This window comes from Candidatus Arcticimaribacter forsetii (genome assembly GCF_910589745.1).
Taxonomy (GTDB): Bacteria; Bacteroidota; Bacteroidia; order Flavobacteriales; family Flavobacteriaceae; genus Arcticimaribacter; species Arcticimaribacter forsetii.
In genome coordinates this window covers 1,598,000-1,618,074 of the sequence record NZ_OU342399.1, presented here as the reverse complement: position 1 = coordinate 1,618,074, position 20,075 = coordinate 1,598,000, and the positions used below count along the sequence as shown (strand labels likewise).

Sequence of the window (20,075 nt, the reverse complement as noted above, 5' to 3'; positions counted from 1 at the left end):
GTATAAAAGAAAATTAATCTTTCTTTAAGAATGAATCAGATGAATTGTTTTTCACGAATTATTTATTCTGTATTTTTGTTTTCATGGATTTTTCTTCAAAATTATTAGAGCTTGCAGTAGACCAAATGTCTCAATTGCCGGGCATAGGGAAAAGAACTGCTTTGCGTTTAGTTTTACATTTACTAAAACAACCAAAGGAAAAAACAGAAGGGATTGTTTCCGCATTGAGTTCATTTAGATCAGAAATAATTTTCTGTTCCAAATGCCATAACATAGCCGATACCAAAATATGTGAAATCTGTTCAAATCCTAGGCGTATAGATAGCCAAATATGTGTTGTAGAGGATATTAGAGACGTAATGGCAATTGAAAACACAGGTCAATTTCAAGGAAAATATCATGTCTTGAATGGTATCATTTCTCCAATCGATGGAGTTGGGCCGCAGGATTTAACCATCAATACTTTAGTGGACAAGGTAAAAGAAGGCAATGTAAAAGAAGTGATTTTTGCTCTTAGTGCTACTATGGAAGGAGATACTACTATTTTTTATATCAATAAACAATTAGCTTCCTTTGAAGTTTTAATATCGACAATTGCTAGAGGAATTCAAGTGGGAGATGAATTAGAATATGCCGATGAGGTTACTTTAGGGAGAAGTATACTCAAACGTATTCCATACGAGGATTCCTTACAAGGGTAGTACTTTATTTTTTTTAGAGACTCTCTAAGAATTTTGATACCTTTGTACCACTTTTAAAAAGCTTAAAATTATGGGCAAATACCTGCTAAAATTACCGAAAATGGGAGAGAGTGTTGCTGAGGCTACACTAACTGCATGGCTTAAAGATGTCGGTGATTCTATATCAATAGACGAATCTATAGTTGAGGTTGCCACAGATAAGGTCGATTCTGATATACCTTCTGAGGTTGAAGGTGTTTTGATTGAGAAAAGATTTGAAGTTAATCAAATTGCTCAAGTTGGAGATGTAATAGGGGTAATAGAAGTAGCAGGAGAAACTGAAGTAATTGAAGAGGAAGAAGTAATTGAGTCAAATGTTTCGAAGCCAGAGGTTCAGGAAATTACAGCAGATGTAGACCCAGTAGAAATTATTGAAGCTGATATTTCTAACGCTCAAACCATTATAAACACACCGATAATCTCAGTATCGGATACTTCAAGATTTTATTCTCCATTAGTTAAAAATATAGCAAAAGAAGAAGGGATTTCGATAGATGAACTTGAGCAAGTTCCCGGTACAGGAGATAAAGGTAGGGTTACGAAAAAAGATATTTTAGCCTATATAGAGGGCAGAGCTAATAGCGGTTCGGAAATTAAATACATACCAACACAACCAATCAGTCAAATTCATTCGGAAGAGCCCCCTAGTATTCCTTCTGGCCAAGATCAGATCATTCAAATGACTAGAATGGGTAAAATGATCTCCGATCATATGGTTAATAGCCGAAAAACTTCGGCCCACGTTCAGTCTTTTTTTGAAGTAGACGTTACTGATTTATGGGATTGGAGAGAACGAGTTAAGGGAAAATTTCAGGCTAGAGAGCAAGAGAAACTAACCTTTACGCCTATTTTTATTGCAGCAGTAGTAAAAGCGTTAAAGGAATTTCCGTTGTTAAATAGCTCTGTAAGCGGAGACAATATAATTCAAAAGAAAAACATTAACATAGGAATGGCTACCGCTCTTTCAGATGGTAACCTTATAGTTCCTGTAATAAAAAATACAGATCACTTAAACTTAGTTGGGTTAGCACGTGCTGTTAACGATCTTTCTGTTCGTGCAAGAGATAATAAATTATCTCCAGATGAAGTTCAAGATGGAACATATACGGTTACTAATGTAGGTAACTTTGGTTCAATAACAGGAATTCCTATTATTAATCAACCCCAGGTAGGTATTTTAGCCATTGGAGTTATACGCAAAATGCCTGCTGTGATTGAAACTCCTAAAGGAGATTTTATTGGAATAAGAAGAAAAATGATGCTTTGTCATAGTTATGATCATCGTATCATAAATGGCGCAATGGGTGGTCAATTTGTGAAAGCAGTTGGTGATGCTCTAGAGCATTGGGATACATCAATTGACTTTTAAATTAAAAATATGGGACTCAACCTTCAAAGACCACTTTGTTTCTTTGATCTAGAAACTACAGGAATAAACGTAGTAAAAGATCGTATTGTCGAAATAGCTGTGTTAAAACTATTTCCTAACGGAAACAAAGAAAGTAAAACTTGGTTAGTAAATCCAGAAATGCCGATTCCTAAGGGAGCATCAGACATTCATGGTATTACAGACGAGAAAGTAAAAGATTCTCCTAATTTTAAAACTCTTTCTACAGAAATCTATGCATTTATGAAAGATTGTGATTGGGCTGGATACAATTCAGATCGATTTGACATCCCATTAATTGCAGAGGAATTTATGCGTGCAGGAGTTGATTTTGATCTCAAAAACCATAAAACAATTGATGTACAAACTATTTTTCATAAAATGGAACAACGTACATTGACTGCTGCTTTAAAGTTTTATTGTGATAAAGAACTTATTAATGCACATTCTGCAATGGCTGATACAGACGCAACCTACGAAATTCTTTTAGCTCAAGTAGATCGATATGACGAGCTAGAAAACAACTTAGAATTTTTAAGCAATTTCTCTACAAGAAAAAGATCGTTAGATGTTGCTGGTTTTATAGTTTTGAATAAAGAAAACCAACCTTGTTTTTCTTTTGGCAAACACAAAGGCAAAACAGTAGAAGAGGTTTTAGAGAAAGAACCTGGGTATTTTGGTTGGCTACTAAATGCCGATTTTCCACTATATACCAAGAAAGTTTTAACGGCCCTACGCTTAAGTAAGTTTAACGGAGGATCGTAAGCTGGTAGTAATCTGATAATACAAGATAGGATTATGAAAATAATATGCATTGGTCGAAACTACACAGACCACATTAAAGAACTAGAAAACGAACGGCCACAAGAGCCAGTAATCTTTCTTAAACCAGACACCTCTTTGCTGTTAAAGAATCAGCCTTTTTTCATACCTCCATTTTCAGAAGATGTCCATTACGAGGTTGAGGTTTTAGTTCGAATAAATAGAATCGGTAAGCATATTCAAGAAAAATTTTCTCACAAATATTACGATGAAATTGGTCTTGGAATAGATTTTACTGCAAGAGATTTACAAGCTAAATTAAAAGCAAAAGGACTGCCTTGGGAGAAGGCAAAAGCATTTGACGGAGCTGCAGTTGTTGGAGCTTGGATAAGTAAAAGTGAATTGCCTAACGTAGACGATTTAAACTTTCAAATGAAAAAAAATAATGAAATTGTTCAAAGCGGTACAACTTCATTAATGCTTTGGAAAATCGATGAAATAATTTCTTACGTATCCCAATTTTTTACTCTTAAAATTGGCGATATTATTTTTACAGGAACACCAGCTGGGGTAGGTAAGGTATCTGAAAATGACATTTTAGAAGGTTCTCTAGAGGGACGCAAAATGTTTTCTATTAAAGTCAAATAAGCATGATTGCAGAAATAGTTAGTATTGGTGATGAGATTTTAATAGGTCAAATCGTAAACACCAACGCAGTTTTTATAGCTAAAGAATTAAATAAAATTGGAATTGAAGTCGGTCAAATTACTTCTATTTCTGACAGAAAAGAGCATATCGAAAGTTGTTTGGATGAGGCAAAAAAAAGAGCTCAGGTTATTATTTTAACAGGTGGTCTGGGACCCACGAAAGATGATTTAACCAAGCATACTCTGTGTTCCTATTTTAAAGATACTTTAGTCAGAAATGATATGATATTGGGACGGATCGAAGAAATGTTTGCTAAGTATGTACCGACTCCAATAAATGACGAAAATAGAAAGCAAGCCCTACTTCCTTCAAAAGCTAAAGTGCTTGATAATTATTTTGGTACAGCTTCAGGGATGTGGTTTGAAGAGGAAGATCGAGTTGTAATCTCGTTACCCGGAGTTCCTTTCGAAATGAAGGCGTTAATAACCAATGAAGTAATTCCAGCTCTTCAAAAGCACTATACTCGTCCTTTTATTATTCATAAAACATTATTGACTTACGGTCTAGGTGAGAGTGTAATTGCAGAAAGAATAGAGTCCTGGGAAAATCAATTACCTGATGATATTAAACTTGCCTACCTTCCAAACCTTGGTAGAGTACGTTTAAGATTATCTGGGAAAGGTACGGATGAAGTATTGTTGAACAGTCGAATTGATTCTGAAATCGAAAAGCTATATCCCCTAATCGGTGATATAATTATGGGTTTTGAAGAAGAAGCTTCTATAGAGGAACAGTTAAAAAATCAGTTTGTCAATAAAGCAACAACACTAGCAATCGCAGAAAGTTGTACTGGAGGAAAAATAGCAAACCGCTTGACCAATATTCCTGGTTCATCAGCGTATTTTAAAGGGGGAGTAGTTGCTTACTCAACAGATGCAAAAGTTAATTTGCTTGGTGTTTCTAGAGACCTAATCAACGAATATTCTGTAGTAAGTGCTCAAGTAGCAGAAGCAATGGCAGTAGGTGCTCTTGAAAAGTTTGGAACTTCGATCGGAGTATCTACAACAGGTAACGCAGGTCCTACTAAAGGAGATTCGGATGCTGAAATTGGAACTGTTTATATAGGTCTGGCTACAGTTAATAATGTTATAAGTTATGAGCTACACCTTGGTAAACACAGAGAACGAGTGTTGGAAAAAGCAGTAAATAAAGTAATGGAATTGCTTTACAAAGAAGTTTTTTAGCACCTTTGAAGTAGGTTGTTGATTTAAATTTACCTGTACTGTTTAGGTATGAATTTAGCATATTTATTGTAGTTTAAATTATTGATTTTATATCCATTTATTGCTGATTGTTAAACAAATAGCTTGGTATATTTCAAGAAAAATAAAGCACAATGATCTCATTTACCTAATAGAAGTAAAAAAAGTCATTAAAATTTGAGGTAAACTATTTTGTTACTCCATAAAAAACATTAAATTTGCATCCTGTTTTAAAAGAACACTAAAGTCTAGAATTATGTCAAGAGTTTGTGAAATAAGTGGAAAAAGAGCAATGTTTGGTAACAATGTTTCTAAAGCCATCAACAAAACGAAGCGTCGTTTTGAAGTTAATCTTATCAAGAAGAGATTTTTTATCCCTGAAGAAGATAAATGGATTACTTTAAAAGTAACAGCTTCTGTATTAAAAACAATTAATAGAAAAGGAATTTCTGCAGTCTTAAAAGAGGCTAGAGCAAAAGGAAAATCTATCTAATATATAGATCATGGCAAAAAAAGGAAACCGTGTACAAGTGATACTTGAATGTACTGAACACAAAGAATCTGGAAGACCAGGTACTTCGCGTTATATCACAACAAAAAATAAAAAGAATACTCCTGATCGTTTGGAAATTAAAAAATTCAATCCGATTTTGAAGAAAATGACAGTTCACAAAGAAATTAAATAATAATGGCAAAGAAATCAGTAGCTACCCTTCAATCGGGTTCGAAAAGACTTACCAAAGTAATCAAAATGGTAAAGAAAGATGGCTCTAAAAGTTATTCTTTCGCAGAAACTATTATAAGCCCAGACAATGTAAATGACTGGTTAAGTAAACACTAATTGAATTTGATTTATTCTATTAAAAAAAAGCTACTTTTACAGTAGCTTTTTTTATTTTAAATACTCATGAGTTTATTAAAATCATTGTTTTCTGGAGACCAAGAAAAAAATCTACAAAAAGGGTTAGAAGCTACTCGTAAATCATTTTTCTCAAAACTAGGAACTGCAATTGCAGGAAAATCTAAAGTAGATGTTGATTTACTCGATGATCTTGAAGAGGTTCTTGTTACAGCCGATGTCGGAGTTTCTACAACTCTTAAAATTATAGAGGCTATAGAAGCCCGAGTTGCAAGAGATAGTTATTTAGGGACTAAAGAGTTAAGGTCTATCCTCAAAGAAGAAATTTCAAGTATTCTTATAGATCAACAGCCAAAAACTCCTTTTTCTTTTTCAGATTCATATCAAAATCAACCTCATGTTATTATGGTGGTCGGAGTCAATGGAGTTGGTAAAACCACAACAATAGGTAAATTAGCACATCATTTTAAGGCTGCTGGAAAAAAGGTCGTTTTAGGAGCTGCTGATACCTTTAGAGCTGGAGCCATAGATCAATTACAGGTTTGGGCAGATCGTTCAGAGGTTTCTTTAATAAAACAGGAAATGGGAAGTGATCCTGCTTCTGTTGCTTTTGATACACTTGAGTCTGCTCTTAAACAACAGGCAGATGTTGTTATTATTGATACTGCCGGACGTTTACATAATAAAGTTAATTTAATGAACGAGCTATCTAAGGTTAAACGGGTTATGGATCGAGTAATACCCGAAGCGCCACATGAAGTTCTTTTAGTTTTAGATGGTTCAACCGGTCAAAATGCATTTGAGCAAGCAAAACAGTTTTCTCAAGCCACTGAAGTAACTTCTTTGGCGGTAACTAAATTAGATGGTACTGCAAAAGGCGGAGTAGTACTTGGTATATCAGATGCATTTCAAATTCCAGTCAAATTTATTGGCGTTGGCGAAGGCATTGAAGATTTACAGATTTTTAATGTGGAAACATTTCTTCACTCCTTTTTTAATTAAATTCTATGTTAAAGAAAGCTACCAAAGTTGTCATAGGGGTATTTGGACTGCTATTCATTTTGTTTTATTCCGGACCAAAAGTAGAAGCTCCTGAACTTTATAAAAGCTTGCCTGAGGTTCCTCAAGATTTAGTAGAGTTAGCATCTTGGATCGATTCTAGGGAGGTTATTGTAGAAAACCTTAAAGAAGGAAATCAAAGTAGAATTGAATTCTTTGATTCTATTCCCCAAAAAACAGAGTATGCAGTAATTTATTTTCATGGCTTTTCTGCAAGTTCTGAAGAAGGAGCCCCTTTTCATAGAGAGGTTGCAAAACATTTTAAAGCTAATTTGTATTTACCTAGACTATTCGGGCATGGAATAGATGGTGATAGTCCAATGAGTGATTTTACAGCTAATGCTTATTTAGAAAGTGCTAGAGAAGCGTTGGCTGTAGCAAAAACTTTAGGCGAAAAAGTGATTGTACTGGGAACATCAAATGGAGGTACGTTGAGTCTATTACTAGGAACTGATCCTCAAATTGTTTCAATTGGGCTGTTTTCTCCAAATATTAGAATTAAAGACCCTAATGCACCCCTCATTACACTTCCTTGGGGTCTCAATTTAGCCATTGCAGTCGCGGGTTCTGATCATCATCAAATGCAGAATGTTGTTTCTCCAAAAGAAAATTATTGGACCACTAGATACCATATGCAAGCTTTAACTCATGTTCAAAAATTATTGGAAGTTGCAATGATTCCAGAAACTTTTGCTAAAATTAAAGTCCCAGTTTTTATGGGTTATTACTATAAAGATGAAGTAAATCAAGACAATGTAGTTTCTGTTGAAGCTATGCTAGATATGTTTGATCAACTAGGAACCCCTGTTTCTCAAAGAGAGAAAATGGCTTTCCCAAATACTGGAGATCATGTGATGACTTCCTACATAACAAGTCAAGATGTTGAAAGTGTAACAAAAGAAACGATACGTTTCTTTGATTTACACCTTCATTAAACTAAATAAAGGATATTATCCCATAGAATAAGTAATATGCGTACAAAAAGCACAACAAAAAATAAGATAAACGTCATTACACTAGGATGCTCTAAGAATATATATGACTCAGAGGTGTTAATGGGTCAGCTTAAAGCTAATGGGAAAGATGTTGTTCATGAAGAAGATGGGAATATTGTAGTGATCAATACTTGTGGCTTTATAGACAATGCAAAAGAAGAATCGGTTAATACGATTCTAGATAATATTCAACGTAAAGAAGCTGGAGAAATTGATAAGGTTTTTGTTACCGGTTGTCTAAGTGAACGCTACAAGCCAGATTTGGAGAAAGAGATTCCAAGTGTGGATCAATATTTTGGAACCAGTGAGCTCCCTCAATTATTATCTGCGTTAGAAGCAGATTATAAACATGAATTGTTGGGTGAACGCATGACTACTACTCCTAAAAACTTTGCCTATTTTAAAATATCTGAAGGTTGCGACCGACCTTGTTCGTTTTGTGCCATTCCGTTGATGCGAGGGAAACATCGCTCTACTCCAATTGAAGATTTAGTAAAGCAAGCAGAAAATCTTGCTAGAGATGGAGTGAAAGAACTCATTTTAATTGCCCAAGATCTCACTTATTACGGTCTTGATATATATAAGAAAAGAAATTTAGCTGAGCTTTTAAGAGCTCTAGTCAAGGTAGAAGGAATTGAATGGATTCGAATGCATTATGCTTTCCCAACAGGATTCCCCTTGGATGTTTTGGATGTAATGAAATCGGAACCAAAAGTTTGTAACTATTTAGACATTCCCCTGCAGCATATTTCAGACGATATTTTGAAATCCATGCGAAGAGGGACTACTAAAGATAAAACAACTAAATTACTTCAAGAGTTTAGAAAACATGTCCCTGGAATAACCATCCGCACCAGTTTAATTGTGGGGTACCCTGGAGAAACGATTGAACATTTTGAAGAGTTAAAAGAATGGGTTAAAGAAATGCGTTTTGAACGTTTGGGTTGTTTTACATATAGTCATGAAGAAAACACTCATGCTCATAATTTAGTAGATGATGTTCCTGAAGAAGAAAAACAGAGACGATCATCAGAAATCATGGACATTCAATCTCAAATATCATGGGAATTAAACCAAGAGAAAGTAGGTGAAACATACCGATGTATAATTGACAGAAAAGAGGGTAACTTCTTTGTAGGTAGATCGGAAATGGATTCGCCTGATGTAGATAACGAAGTTCTTGTAGATGCAACTAAATATTATCTTAAACAGGGAGAATATGTTGATTTGAAAATTACTGAGGCTGCAGATTTTGATTTATATGCAGAACCTATTTAGGAAAATCTAGTGAAAGATAGCGTTAACCATCCATAGTTTACCATTTTCCCAAAACGCTCTATATAGTGGATTGTCTACCAAGTAAACAACACTTCCTCTACCTTTATATTCTATCCCAAAAATTAGTGATTCACTCTGAAGTTTAGTTGCTTCACTTCCGCTAAATCCAGCAACAGGTTTAGCGTTCTTTGGGAGCCTTCCAATGGTAGTGTTGTCTAGTAAGGAATATGATTTTTCACTGTTTTTTAAACTGTAGTATTGTTGATCATAACCAAAGGCTAATGGATGTGAGTTGTCTATGTTTACTTTATAAATACTTCCATAAATTGCAGAACTAATATCATTTCTTTCAATTTCAGAAAATGGAATATTTCTATTTTTATTTTCCTTGAGATTTGATTTACTTTCTAAATCAAATGAATCTGAATCAGCAAAAGAATTGACAGCAGATCCAAGTACAATTATTCTTCCACCTTTTCGAATCCATTTAATTAATTCTGATTCAGAATCGGTTATGTTCCTATAGTATCCTGGAGGAAGAATTAAAATGTCAAATTTGTCGAGGTTGCGATCGTTTAGTCGATCCAGGTCAATTTGCGTTATAGGGTATTTTAATTGCTGCTCAAAAAAGTGCCAAACCTCACCATATCCTTGAGGGCTAGCATTGTTACTCTTAATTAATCCTACCTTCTTTTTTGATATAAAATTCATTTCATTAGATCCCAAATCAATTCCTTTTTCAGAAAAACCTGATGCAATGGGTGTGATCTTTTGGTTTGTATTATCCGCTATTTTTTTTATTGTAGCGTCGAAGTCTTTTAGAGCTTTATTTTCTCCTTTAAGAATGAATAGACTCCCTTCGGTCCATTTTCCTTCTTTGTTTTTAATAGGTTTTCCGTTGTAACGAACCCTAATGTTTTGTTTTAATAGTGCAGCCAAAAATTTCCCATCTTGAAAACTTTTCCAAGGGCTTGCGTATGCATATGCTTTAGATTCTGTGTTATTAACTTTGTTAGCTTTTGCGTATGGGATTGTATTTTTTAATTTCTCTTGTGTAGCGATCGCTTTAAGACCGTAAGCATAGGGTAACGACCAAGATGTAATGTCATAAGTTACTGAATCACCAATCTTGGTATTGGGTTCAAATAATGCTTGAATTAAACGATTTTTTTGACTTTTACCATCAATAACAATAGCTTTTTTAGTAATACTTGTAGTACTGTTTTTTTGTTTGTCGTAATTCCATCCTTTAACGCTCATATTTGTCTTTGGACTCGAATAGGGAATGTGGTGTGTGTCTAATAATGATGTTAGACTCGCAATTTTTTTTGGATCTCCGTCTATAACATAGTTGGCATATTTTACTTTGCCCGGAGTAAAGTATTTTTTAAACTCTGAATTTAGTAATTCACTGTTTTTATGAACTGTTTCTATAGTAGAGAGTCCGGTTGTGTAGTGGTGATCAATACGGTCTTTCAGTGTTAAATAGTCTCCGATTTCATTTTTTATACTGAGTCCTGCTCTTCCGCTTCCACCTTGTTCATAGGTCATTCCAATGGCTCCATGAAACATAGGGTAGGTGTCTCCATAGCCAGGATAGAGAAGATCATACACTTCTTTTGTAAAATAAGACCAACCTTCTTTGTCAAAATAACTAGCGTGGTTTTTTCCTATGGTGTTTTGAAAGTCTCTTTGAAAATCTGTGACTATTTCGTGAAGTGGTTCTGCTGCTGGAGCAAAATAATAAGGACTGTTTACGCCTTGTTCATGGAAATCAACGTGCACTTGCGGGTACCACTGATGATAAACTTTTAATCGTTGTTGTGTTTCTCTTTGAGACACCCAAGCCCAATCTCTATTCAAATCAAAATAATAATGGTTTGTTCTTCCTGTAGGCCACTCTTCATAATGTTCGTTTGCAATAGGATTACTGTCAAAAGGAGTGCTTTTAACTTGATTGTACCAATTTACATATCGATCTCTTCCATCTGGATTTATACAGGGATCCATCAAAACGATCAAGTTTTCAAGCCATTCTGACTTTTCGGTAACTAGGGTGTAAATGGTTTTCAAGGCTGCCTCAGTACTAACAGCTTCATTGCCGTGAACGTTATAGCTTAACCATACAACACTCACAGGAGCTAAAGAAGAAGGTGTTCCTTTTTTTAAACCAGAATTTATTAGATGATTTTCTCTGATCTCGTTGATGTTATTTAAATTTTTAGCACTAGAAATAGAAGCAATTTGGAGGGTTCTTCCTTCGTAAGTTTTTCCATAGCTAGATATATTCACTTGATCTGATGCCGCGGCAACAGCTTCAAAATACGCAACTACTTGATGGTGTCTTGTAAATTGAGTGCCTAATTCATATCCTAAAAATTCGCTTGGGGAAGGAATACTCTGAGCTTTGCTCGTTGCAAAAATGAAACAAAAAAACACGGTAAAATATAAGTTTTTCATTTGTTGAAATTTATCTTGGTGAGTAAAGATAAAATTAATCCTATATTTTTATATTCCTTTGATAAGGAATATCTTTACTACTACGAATTAAATCTATGCAATTTCAAAAAATTCCTTATCGCGATACAGGTTATGTTTCTAAAATTATCTGCGACCTTTTCGAAGGGAATAAAGAGTTAAGAGATTTTTATGGAAATAGTCCGACTTTGGGTGGATTGAAAAAGCAACTTTTAAAAAAGCAAAAAAGTTTTTCTGAATACCATCGTAAAATTTTAGTTTCTTCTTTAAATGAGCAATATGGACCCCTTCTTAACAAAGAGAGTTTAGTTTTTGAAAACATACAAAGCCTGTCGAGTAAAAAAACCTTCACAATTACAACCGGACATCAATTAAATTTAATGACGGGTCCTGTTTATTTTTTATACAAAATAATTAGTGTTCTTAATTTGTGTAAGAAATTAAAAGAAACCCATAGCGAATATAATTTCGTTCCTGTATTTTGGATGGCCACTGAAGATCACGATTTTGAAGAAATTTCTTATTTCAATTTTAAAAATAAAAACTTTAAATGGAGTAGAGAAAAAGCAGGAGCTGTAGGGAAATTTTCATTGGAAGGTTTGGATACTCTTTTTACTTTGTTTGAAAAAGAACTCGGAAATTCCGAAACAGCCAATCAAATAAAAAAACTAATTAAAAAAAGCTATTCCAATTCTGCTACCCTTGTAGAAGCAACACGGAGGCTTGTCCATAGTTTGTTTGAAAAAGAAGGATTGGTGATCATTGACGGAGATAATTCTGCACTAAAAGAGCTTTTTGTTCCTAAAATGGAAAAGGAGTTGTTGTCCAGTTCTTGCCTTCTTCATGTAGGAGATACAATAGATAAAATACAACAGGAGTACGATTCTTCCTATGCACCACAAGTAAATCCAAGAGAGATTAATTTGTTTTATCTAACGGATGAAGATCGTTTTCGTATTGTGAGAACTTCTAAGGGTTTTTCAAATGCAGAAAACACCATGAATTGGTCAACTGAAGAGCTTCTAGAAGAGTTAAAGAGTTTTCCAGAACGATTTTCGCCCAATGTTTTGATGCGTCCTTTATATCAAGAAACAATTCTTCCGAATCTTTGCTATGTTGGAGGAGGTGGGGAGTTAGCTTATTGGATTGAGCTAAAGGCATATTTCGATTCCCAAAATGAGATATTCCCTGTTTTGTTGCATCGAAATGCAGCTGTTCTTGTTCCAAAGAAAGTGGCAAAAAAAATAGATCGTTTAGAACTCAGTCCGAAGGATCTTTTTTTAAAACGATCTTCTTTGATAAATAAAAAAGTACGTCAAATAAGTAATATTAATCTGGATCTTCAAGGGTTTAAATTAGCCCTAGAAGATCAATTCAAAGAATTAGAAGGTTTAGTTAATCAAACAGATGCTACCTTTGAAGGTGCCTTAAAAGCTCAGAAATCGAAGCAATTTAAAGGTATAGATAAACTTGAACAAAGATTGCTGAAAGCTCAGAAAAGAAAATTAGCAGACCAAGTGTCCCGTTTAACATTGCTTCATGAATCTTTGTTCCCCAATCAATCTTTACAGGAGCGAACCGTAAATTTTTCTGAATTTTATTTAAATCATGGTGCTGATTTAATCCCTTTTTTAATAAAACATCTCGATCCACTTTCTTTAAAATTTGATTGGATTGTTTTAGACTAATTCTTTTCGCTAAAAATTGGTTTCAGTTTTATTGGTAGAAGATTAAATTGTAAATTCGCGTATGGAAGAAAAAGTACTCATTTTAGACTTCGGATCGCAATACACTCAATTAATTGCTCGACGTGTCCGAGAGTTGTTTATCTATTGCGAAATACACCCTTATAATAACATCCCAGAAGACATTAGTCCGTTTAAAGCTGTAATTTTATCCGGATCTCCATACTCTGTGAGATCAGAAGATGCACCTCATCCAGACCTCTCAAATATTCGTGGAAAGGTTCCTTTACTTGCGGTTTGTTATGGAGCTCAGTATTTAGCTCATTTTTCGGGTGGAAAAGTTAGTCCTTCTAACATTAGAGAATATGGAAGAGCTAATTTGTCTTTTGTTGCTTCAAATGAAGATTTTTTCAAGTCCATTGATAAAGGGAGTCAAGTGTGGATGAGCCATAGTGATACTATAAAAGAACTTCCAACAGGAGGTGTTCGTTTAGCAAGTACTTCTGATGTAGAAAATGCTGCCTATCGAATTAAGGGTGAGTTTACTTATGCAATTCAATTCCATCCAGAAGTATATCATTCTACTGATGGGAAACAGCTTTTATCAAACTTTTTAGTTGATATTGCTGGTGTGAAACAAGATTGGACACCTGATTCTTTTGTTTCTATGACTTTAGAATCGCTTAGAAGTCAAATCGGAGATGAAAAAGTAATCTTAGGTTTGTCCGGTGGTGTAGATTCAACAGTAGCAGCAGTTTTATTACATCAAGCTATTGGGGATCAGCTTACCTGTATTTTTGTAAATAATGGGTTGTTACGTAAAGATGAATTTTCGAGTGTTTTAGATCAATATAAAGGAATGGGATTAAACGTTAAAGGAGTTGATGCTTCTGAGCGTTTTTTAAATAAATTAGCAGGTATATCTGATCCAGAAGCAAAGAGAAAAGCAATTGGGAATACTTTTATTGATGTTTTTGACGATGAGTCAAAGTTAATAGAAGGTGCTACTTGGTTGGCACAAGGAACAATTTATCCAGATGTAATCGAGTCTATTTCTGTCAATGGACCTTCTGCTACAATTAAATCTCATCATAATGTTGGAGGTTTACCCGATTATATGAAACTAAAAGTAGTAGAGCCCTTACGCATGCTTTTTAAAGATGAAGTAAGAAGAGTTGGTACAAGTTTAGGGATTGATCCAGAATTAATTGGTAGACATCCTTTCCCAGGTCCAGGACTTGCTATTAGAATCCTTGGAGATATTACAGCGGAGAAAGTTAATATGCTACAAGAAGTAGATGCTATTTTTATTAATGGACTTCGAAATGATGGTTTATATGACAAAGTATGGCAAGCAGGTGCAATTCTTTTACCTGTGAATAGTGTAGGAGTAATGGGAGATGAACGGACCTATGAAAAATGTGTTGCCTTACGTGCAGTTTCTTCAACAGATGGTATGACTGCAGATTGGGTTGACTTGCCTTATGAGTTTTTGCAAAAAACTTCTAATGAAATAATAAATAGAGTAAAAGGTGTTAATCGTGTAGTTTACGATATTAGCTCTAAACCACCAGCAACTATTGAATGGGAGTAAAATTCAACTTTTCATATGCATATTAAACAAATTCTTTTTTCCTTTTTATTTTTGGTTTCACTTGCAATAACAGCTCAGAGTAAACCAGATTCTTTTATTAATCACAAAGTGAAAAAGAAAGAGACTTTGTATAGTTTAGCTCGAAAATATGATGTTGAAATTGAACAAATTGAAAAGTTCAATCCCTTAATAAAAAAGATTGGTTTGAAGAGAAGAATGAATCTTCAAATCCCAGTTTACAAGAAACCAAAACCAATAAAAGCAAAAAAGCTTCCAGACAGTTTAGCTAAATATTTAGTAAAACCAAAGGAAACAAAATGGCGACTTGCTTATCGATATGGTATTACAATAAAGCAGCTAGAGGAATACAATCCACAAATTATTTCCGGACTTAAAATTGGTCAAGAAATAATAGTTCCAAAGCGAATGGAGTCCGAAACCCTGAAACTAGAGGAAGAGTTTAATTACTATACAGTAAAACCTAAAGAAGGTTTTTATCGTATCGAGAAAAAACTCGGTGTTGAGGAAGCTGATTTAATTTCACTAAATCCAATTTTAGAAAAAACAGGTCTTCAGGAAGGAATGGTTTTAAAAATTCCACTAAAATCTACTGGGGATTTAAAAATAGAAGACGATCTTTTGGTTGAAAAAAAAGATCTGAGAGATTCAATTCCTGAAAATTCTGAAATAACCATAGGTCTTTTGTTACCTTTTAAGGCTAATGAAATAGAATTTGACTCTATTGAAAAAACTAAAGAGCTTCTAAAAAAGAGAAATTTACATACTCTAGCTCTTGATTTTTATTCTGGTGTTTTAATGGCTGTCCAAGAAGCAGGAAGCTTAGGGATCGATGTTGTTCTCAATGTTCTAGACACAAGAAACGATAAAGATTATATAGCAAATCAACTTGATAGTATCCATTGGAAAGCGAATGATGTTATTTTGGGACCTTTAATTCCTGCAAATTTTGACATTGTATCTTTAAAAGATAGTTTGAGCTTAATTCCTATGGTTGCCCCTTTGTCATCAAAGCCGGTTACTAGCCGTGCAAACGTATATCAATCAATTACTTCATCGGATTTATTAAGAAAGAAAATGTTTGTGTATTTGGATAAAGTTTTAGATTCTACACAAAACGTATTGCTAATTACAGACACTCTAAATAGAGATATAGAAGATCAATTATATGCACGTTATCCTTTTGCACAAATTCTGAGGCCAGAACCTGAAGGCTATGTGGTTCCTGATCTTATTGATTCATTATTAGTAGATACCCTAATTAATAAAGTTGTTTTTGAATCACAAAATCTAGGTCTTATTGCAAGTGTTACTTCCTTACTTAATTCTCAGGTTTCAAAAGAAAGAGATGTACAGTTATTTACTACATTTCGTTCTAATGCTTACGACAATAAAAATATTTCAATAAAACAGTTAGGAAATTTAAAATTCACATACACTGCTGGTACATTCCCCTACGAAAGTATCCGTTCAAAGGAATTCGATTCTCTTTACATAGGTTCTTTTGGGAATTTCCCAAAACGAGAAGCTCTAAGAGGATACGATGTTACTATGGATTTGATACTCAGATGGGCACATAAAAAAGAACTGGCTTCCGATAGTTTAGGTGAAACAGAATATATAGAAAGTAGATTTAATTATTCACCAAATTCTAGCGGTGGCTATGTAAATCGGGGTTTTTATTTATTACAGCATAGAGGCTATGAAGTTTTTGAAATCAAGAAATGAAGTCAAGAACTCTATTTATTTCAATAGTTTTTGTAATTTTAAGCCCGGTAAATAACTAACATATACTTTCCAAACCGGATGTCAAACACCAAATATATATTTGTTACAGGAGGAGTAACTTCTTCTTTAGGAAAAGGAATAATAGCTGCTTCATTAGCTAAGCTCCTTCAGGCTCAAAATTATCGTGTAACGATTCAAAAGTTTGACCCTTACATTAATGTGGATCCTGGAACCTTGAATCCTTATGAACATGGAGAGTGTTTTGTTACTGACGATGGTGCAGAAACAGATTTAGATTTAGGGCACTATGAAAGGTTTTTAAATGTTTCTACCTCTCAAGCTAATAATGTAACTACAGGCCGTGTTTATCAGAGTGTTATAGAGAAAGAACGAAAAGGTGTTTTCCTTGGTAAAACAGTTCAAGTAGTTCCCCATATAACCAACGAAATTAAAGAACGTATCTGCCTTTTAGGGGAAACAGGGGAATATGATATTGTAATTACAGAAATAGGAGGAACTGTTGGTGACATAGAATCTCTTCCTTACATAGAAGCAGTAAGACAACTTATCTGGGAATTAGGAGATGACAATGCAATGGTTATTCATCTAACTCTAATTCCATATTTATCTGCTGCAGGAGAATTAAAAACAAAGCCAACTCAACATTCTGTAAAAACTTTAATGGAGAGTGGAGTAAAGGCTAATGTGCTAGTTTGTAGAACTGAGCATGAAATATCTGATGAGATACGTAAAAAATTAGCGCTTTTTTGTAATGTAAAAAAAGAGTCTGTTATTCAGTCAATTGATGCGCAAACAATCTATGATGTTCCTTTGCTAATGCTCGATGAAGGTCTTGATAAAGTAGTTTTGAACACTTTGAAACTACAAAGCAAGCCGATTGATTTAATTGATTGGAAAAAATTCTTGCAAAAACATAAAAACCCAAAAGAACAAGTTACTATCGGTTTAATTGGTAAATATGTAGAGCTGCAAGATTCTTATAAATCCATATTGGAGTCACTAATACATGCAGGTGCTGAGAATGAGACCAAAGTAGTAGTTAAATCGATTCATTCAGAATTTCTTAGTTCAGACGATATATCTGAAAAGTTAACAGACATAGATGGAGTAATTGTAGCTCCAGGTTTCGGAGGTAGAGGAACAGAAGGGAAAATAGATGCTATTAAATTCGTAAGAAAGAATAACATTCCATTTTTCGGAATATGCTTAGGAATGCAAATGGCAGTTATAGAACATGTTCGTAATCAACTAGGATTAAAAGAAGCTAACTCCATCGAAATGGATGAAGATTGTAAATATCCTGTTATTACCATTATGGAAGAACAAAAAACAATAACAGATAAAGGAGGAACCATGAGACTAGGCGCATGGGATTGTGAATTATCTGAAGGCTCTTTGGCTCACAAAGCTTACGGAAAATTTACAATATCTGAACGTCATCGTCACCGTTACGAATTTAATAACGAATATCGAGAAGCAATTGAGTCATCTGGTTTAAAAGCTACGGGTATAAATCCAAAAACTGGATTGATTGAAATAGTAGAAAACCCAAATCATCCTTGGTTTGTTGGTGTTCAATATCACCCAGAATATAAAAGTACAGTACTTAACCCACACCCATTATTTGTAGATTTTATAAAAGCAAGTTTACAAAACAAACATTCTAAATAACCTGATCAAAAGGTTCAAAATATTATGGAAGAAAAAAAATTTGACCCCTGGCAATTTGTAGGATTTTTCTTAATAGCATTAATCCTTACTTGGATGCTTTACAATCAGCCTCCCGTAGAGGAAGTACCTACAGAAATTGCTCAAACAGAGAGCTCAGTTGAAGGTAATAAAGTTGTTGTTTTAGATCAAACCCCAAATGAGGAGCAATTAAATGCTGCTTATGGATCTTTTGCTAATCTATTTCAAGCTACTACTTCAGAAAATGTAAAGATAGAAAATGAAAAATTAGACCTTATTTTCAATTCAAAAGGAGCTCAAATTTCAAGTTTACTTTTAAAAGAGTTTAATAACTATAAAGAAGAACCTTTATTCTTAATCAAAGAGAATCAAAATTTCAATTATAGTTTTACCACCTCAGATGGTAGGGTTTTAAATTCAATTGATTTTTATTTCACTCCAAAATTAACGGAACGCAGTGGTAATCAAATCCTCACTTTTACTGCAAAAGTTAGTGACTCTCAGTTTCTTGTTTTTGAGTATGAAATAAAAGCAAATGACTATATGATTGATTTTTCGATCCGTTCTGAAGGAATGCGTAGTCTAATTAACACACGCGAAGAGCAAAATATAACTTGGGATTTAAAAGCGTTTAGAAATTCTAGAAGTATTGAATACGAAAACAGATACCATTTACTTACTTACGGTTTTGAAGATGATAAGGTAGATTATCTTTCTGGTGCATCAGATGATGAAGAAGAAGATGAAGAGGTACATTGGATATCTTACAAGCAGCACTTTTTCAATTCTATTTTAATTCCTACTAAATCTTTTGATTCCGTTAACTTCACTTCAGAGAATTTAGTTGATTCCGATATAATTGATCAAGAGTATACTAAAGTTTATAAAACTAAAATCCCTGTTATTTCATCAGGTGAAATTAACCATAACTTTAAGTGGTATTTTGGACCAACAGAATACGACACTCTAGCTCAATATAAATTAGGGATAGAAGATTCTATTGATTTTGGTTGGGGTATTTTTGGTTGGATCAACAAGTATATATTTACACCCACATTTAATTTCCTTAGTGGATTTTTACCTTATGGAATTGCTATTATTGTTCTAACAGTGTTAGTTCGTTTAGTAATGTCTCCGGTGACTTATAAATCATATGTGTCTCAAATCAAGATGAAAGTTTTGAAGCCAGAGATTGATGTTATTACAGCCAAACATAAAGATGACTCCGTAAAACGTCAGCAAGAAACTATGGCTCTTTACACTAAAGCCGGTGCAAATCCAATGGCAGGTTGTTTACCTGCACTAATTCAATTGCCGGTTTTTTATGCGTTATTTAGTTTCTTCCCTGTAGCCTTTGCTTTACGTGAGAAGAGTTTCTTGTGGGCAGATGATTTATCTTCCTATGATTCTGTTTATGAACTCGGGTTTAATATTCCATTTTACGGCGATCACATTAGTTTATTTCCAATCCTGGCATCCATAGCAATTTTCTTTTATACAATGATGACTGCTGGACAGCAAACTGCTCCTCAACAACCTGGAATGCCAAACATGAAAATAATCATGTACATCATGCCTTTAATGATGCTTTTCTTCTTCAATAATTATGCAAGTGGATTAAGTTTGTACTACTTTGTTTCTAACGTACTTACCATTGTGCTAATGCTTGTAATTAAAAACTTCATTGTAGATGATGCTAAAATTCTTATGCAACTTGAAGAGAATAAAAAGAAGCCTAAAAAGAAAGGTGGTTTTTCCGCTCGTTTGCAAGCAGCAATGGAGCAAGCAGAGCAACAAAAAAAAGCCAAAGGAAATAGATAGAAGTCTTAGGTCTTACAAAATATCATAAAACCTCTAGGTTCTTTTCCTATC

The 20,075-nt window shown here is 34.1% G+C and carries 17 protein-coding genes; 16 read left to right on the top strand and 1 reads right to left on the bottom strand.

Translation table 11 applies throughout. The features are described 5' to 3' along the window. Window positions 1-83: 83 nt before the first annotated feature. From recR to rimO, 11 genes are all read left to right on the top strand, one after another. Window positions 84-701 (top strand): recombination mediator RecR, encoded by a 618-nt coding sequence (recR, locus tag NG655_RS07390; protein WP_252158685.1) that lies wholly within the window; start codon window positions 84-86, stop codon window positions 699-701. A gap of 70 nt (window positions 702-771) precedes the next feature. Then, window positions 772-2,109 carry a dihydrolipoamide acetyltransferase family protein gene (locus NG655_RS07385; RefSeq protein WP_252158684.1) on the top strand — a complete coding sequence of 446 codons (1,338 nt, stop codon included), beginning with the start codon at window positions 772-774 and terminating at the stop codon, window positions 2,107-2,109. 9 nt (window positions 2,110-2,118) lie between these two features. Further along, window positions 2,119-2,892 carry a 3'-5' exonuclease gene (locus tag NG655_RS07380; RefSeq protein WP_252158683.1) on the top strand — a complete coding sequence of 258 codons (774 nt, stop codon included), beginning with the start codon at window positions 2,119-2,121 and terminating at the stop codon, window positions 2,890-2,892. Between the two features lie 33 nt (window positions 2,893-2,925). Next, complete coding sequence (locus tag NG655_RS07375; RefSeq protein ID WP_252158682.1) at window positions 2,926-3,537, top strand: fumarylacetoacetate hydrolase family protein; 612 nt, start codon at window positions 2,926-2,928, stop codon at window positions 3,535-3,537. A 2-nt stretch (window positions 3,538-3,539) separates the two neighbouring features. Beyond that, window positions 3,540-4,781, top strand: coding sequence for a competence/damage-inducible protein A (locus NG655_RS07370; RefSeq protein WP_252158681.1), 1,242 nt, complete (start codon window positions 3,540-3,542; stop codon window positions 4,779-4,781). A 274-nt stretch (window positions 4,782-5,055) separates the two neighbouring features. Beyond that, the gene (gene rpmB / locus NG655_RS07365) at window positions 5,056-5,292 is read left to right on the top strand and encodes a 50S ribosomal protein L28 (protein ID WP_252158680.1); all 237 of its coding nucleotides are present in this window, start codon (window positions 5,056-5,058) and stop codon (window positions 5,290-5,292) included. 10 nt (window positions 5,293-5,302) lie between these two features. Further along, on the top strand, window positions 5,303-5,485 hold the full coding sequence (rpmG, locus tag NG655_RS07360) for a 50S ribosomal protein L33 (RefSeq protein WP_252158679.1): 183 nt from the start codon (window positions 5,303-5,305) through the stop codon (window positions 5,483-5,485). Window positions 5,486-5,487: 2 nt separating this feature from the next. Next, window positions 5,488-5,640, top strand: coding sequence for a DUF4295 domain-containing protein (locus NG655_RS07355; RefSeq protein WP_252158678.1), 153 nt, complete (start codon window positions 5,488-5,490; stop codon window positions 5,638-5,640). 66 nt (window positions 5,641-5,706) lie between these two features. Then, entirely contained in the window at window positions 5,707-6,660 is a 954-nt protein-coding gene (gene ftsY, locus NG655_RS07350; RefSeq protein WP_252158677.1) for a signal recognition particle-docking protein FtsY, read from the top strand. A gap of 5 nt (window positions 6,661-6,665) precedes the next feature. Continuing rightward, on the top strand, window positions 6,666-7,652 hold the full coding sequence (locus tag NG655_RS07345) for an alpha/beta hydrolase (protein ID WP_252158676.1): 987 nt from the start codon (window positions 6,666-6,668) through the stop codon (window positions 7,650-7,652). Window positions 7,653-7,688: 36 nt separating this feature from the next. Further along, entirely contained in the window at window positions 7,689-8,990 is a 1,302-nt protein-coding gene (gene rimO, locus NG655_RS07340) for a 30S ribosomal protein S12 methylthiotransferase RimO (protein WP_252158675.1), read from the top strand. Window positions 8,991-8,996: 6 nt separating this feature from the next. On the opposite strand, the gene NG655_RS07335 is transcribed toward rimO, so the two are convergent. Further along, a complete protein-coding gene (locus NG655_RS07335) occupies window positions 8,997-11,450 on the bottom strand; it encodes a M14 family metallopeptidase (protein ID WP_252158674.1) in 2,454 nt (817 codons plus the stop codon). Window positions 11,451-11,545: 95 nt separating this feature from the next. On the opposite strand from NG655_RS07335, the gene bshC reads away from it, so the two are divergent. The 5 genes from bshC to yidC all read left to right on the top strand — a co-directional run bounded on the left by bshC (window position 11,546) and on the right by yidC (window position 20,024). Continuing rightward, window positions 11,546-13,156 carry a bacillithiol biosynthesis cysteine-adding enzyme BshC gene (gene bshC, locus NG655_RS07330; RefSeq protein WP_252158673.1) on the top strand — a complete coding sequence of 537 codons (1,611 nt, stop codon included), beginning with the start codon at window positions 11,546-11,548 and terminating at the stop codon, window positions 13,154-13,156. A gap of 61 nt (window positions 13,157-13,217) precedes the next feature. Further along, complete coding sequence (gene guaA / locus NG655_RS07325) at window positions 13,218-14,747, top strand: glutamine-hydrolyzing GMP synthase (RefSeq protein WP_252158672.1); 1,530 nt, start codon at window positions 13,218-13,220, stop codon at window positions 14,745-14,747. A gap of 15 nt (window positions 14,748-14,762) precedes the next feature. Next, complete coding sequence (locus tag NG655_RS07320) at window positions 14,763-16,493, top strand: LysM peptidoglycan-binding domain-containing protein (RefSeq protein ID WP_252158671.1); 1,731 nt, start codon at window positions 14,763-14,765, stop codon at window positions 16,491-16,493. A gap of 78 nt (window positions 16,494-16,571) precedes the next feature. Then, complete coding sequence (locus NG655_RS07315) at window positions 16,572-18,185, top strand: CTP synthase (RefSeq protein ID WP_252158670.1); 1,614 nt, start codon at window positions 16,572-16,574, stop codon at window positions 18,183-18,185. A gap of 24 nt (window positions 18,186-18,209) precedes the next feature. Further along, window positions 18,210-20,024: a membrane protein insertase YidC gene (yidC, locus tag NG655_RS07310; RefSeq protein WP_252158669.1), complete on the top strand. Its 1,815-nt coding sequence runs from the start codon at window positions 18,210-18,212 to the stop codon at window positions 20,022-20,024. The last annotated feature ends 51 nt before the right edge of the window (window positions 20,025-20,075 follow it).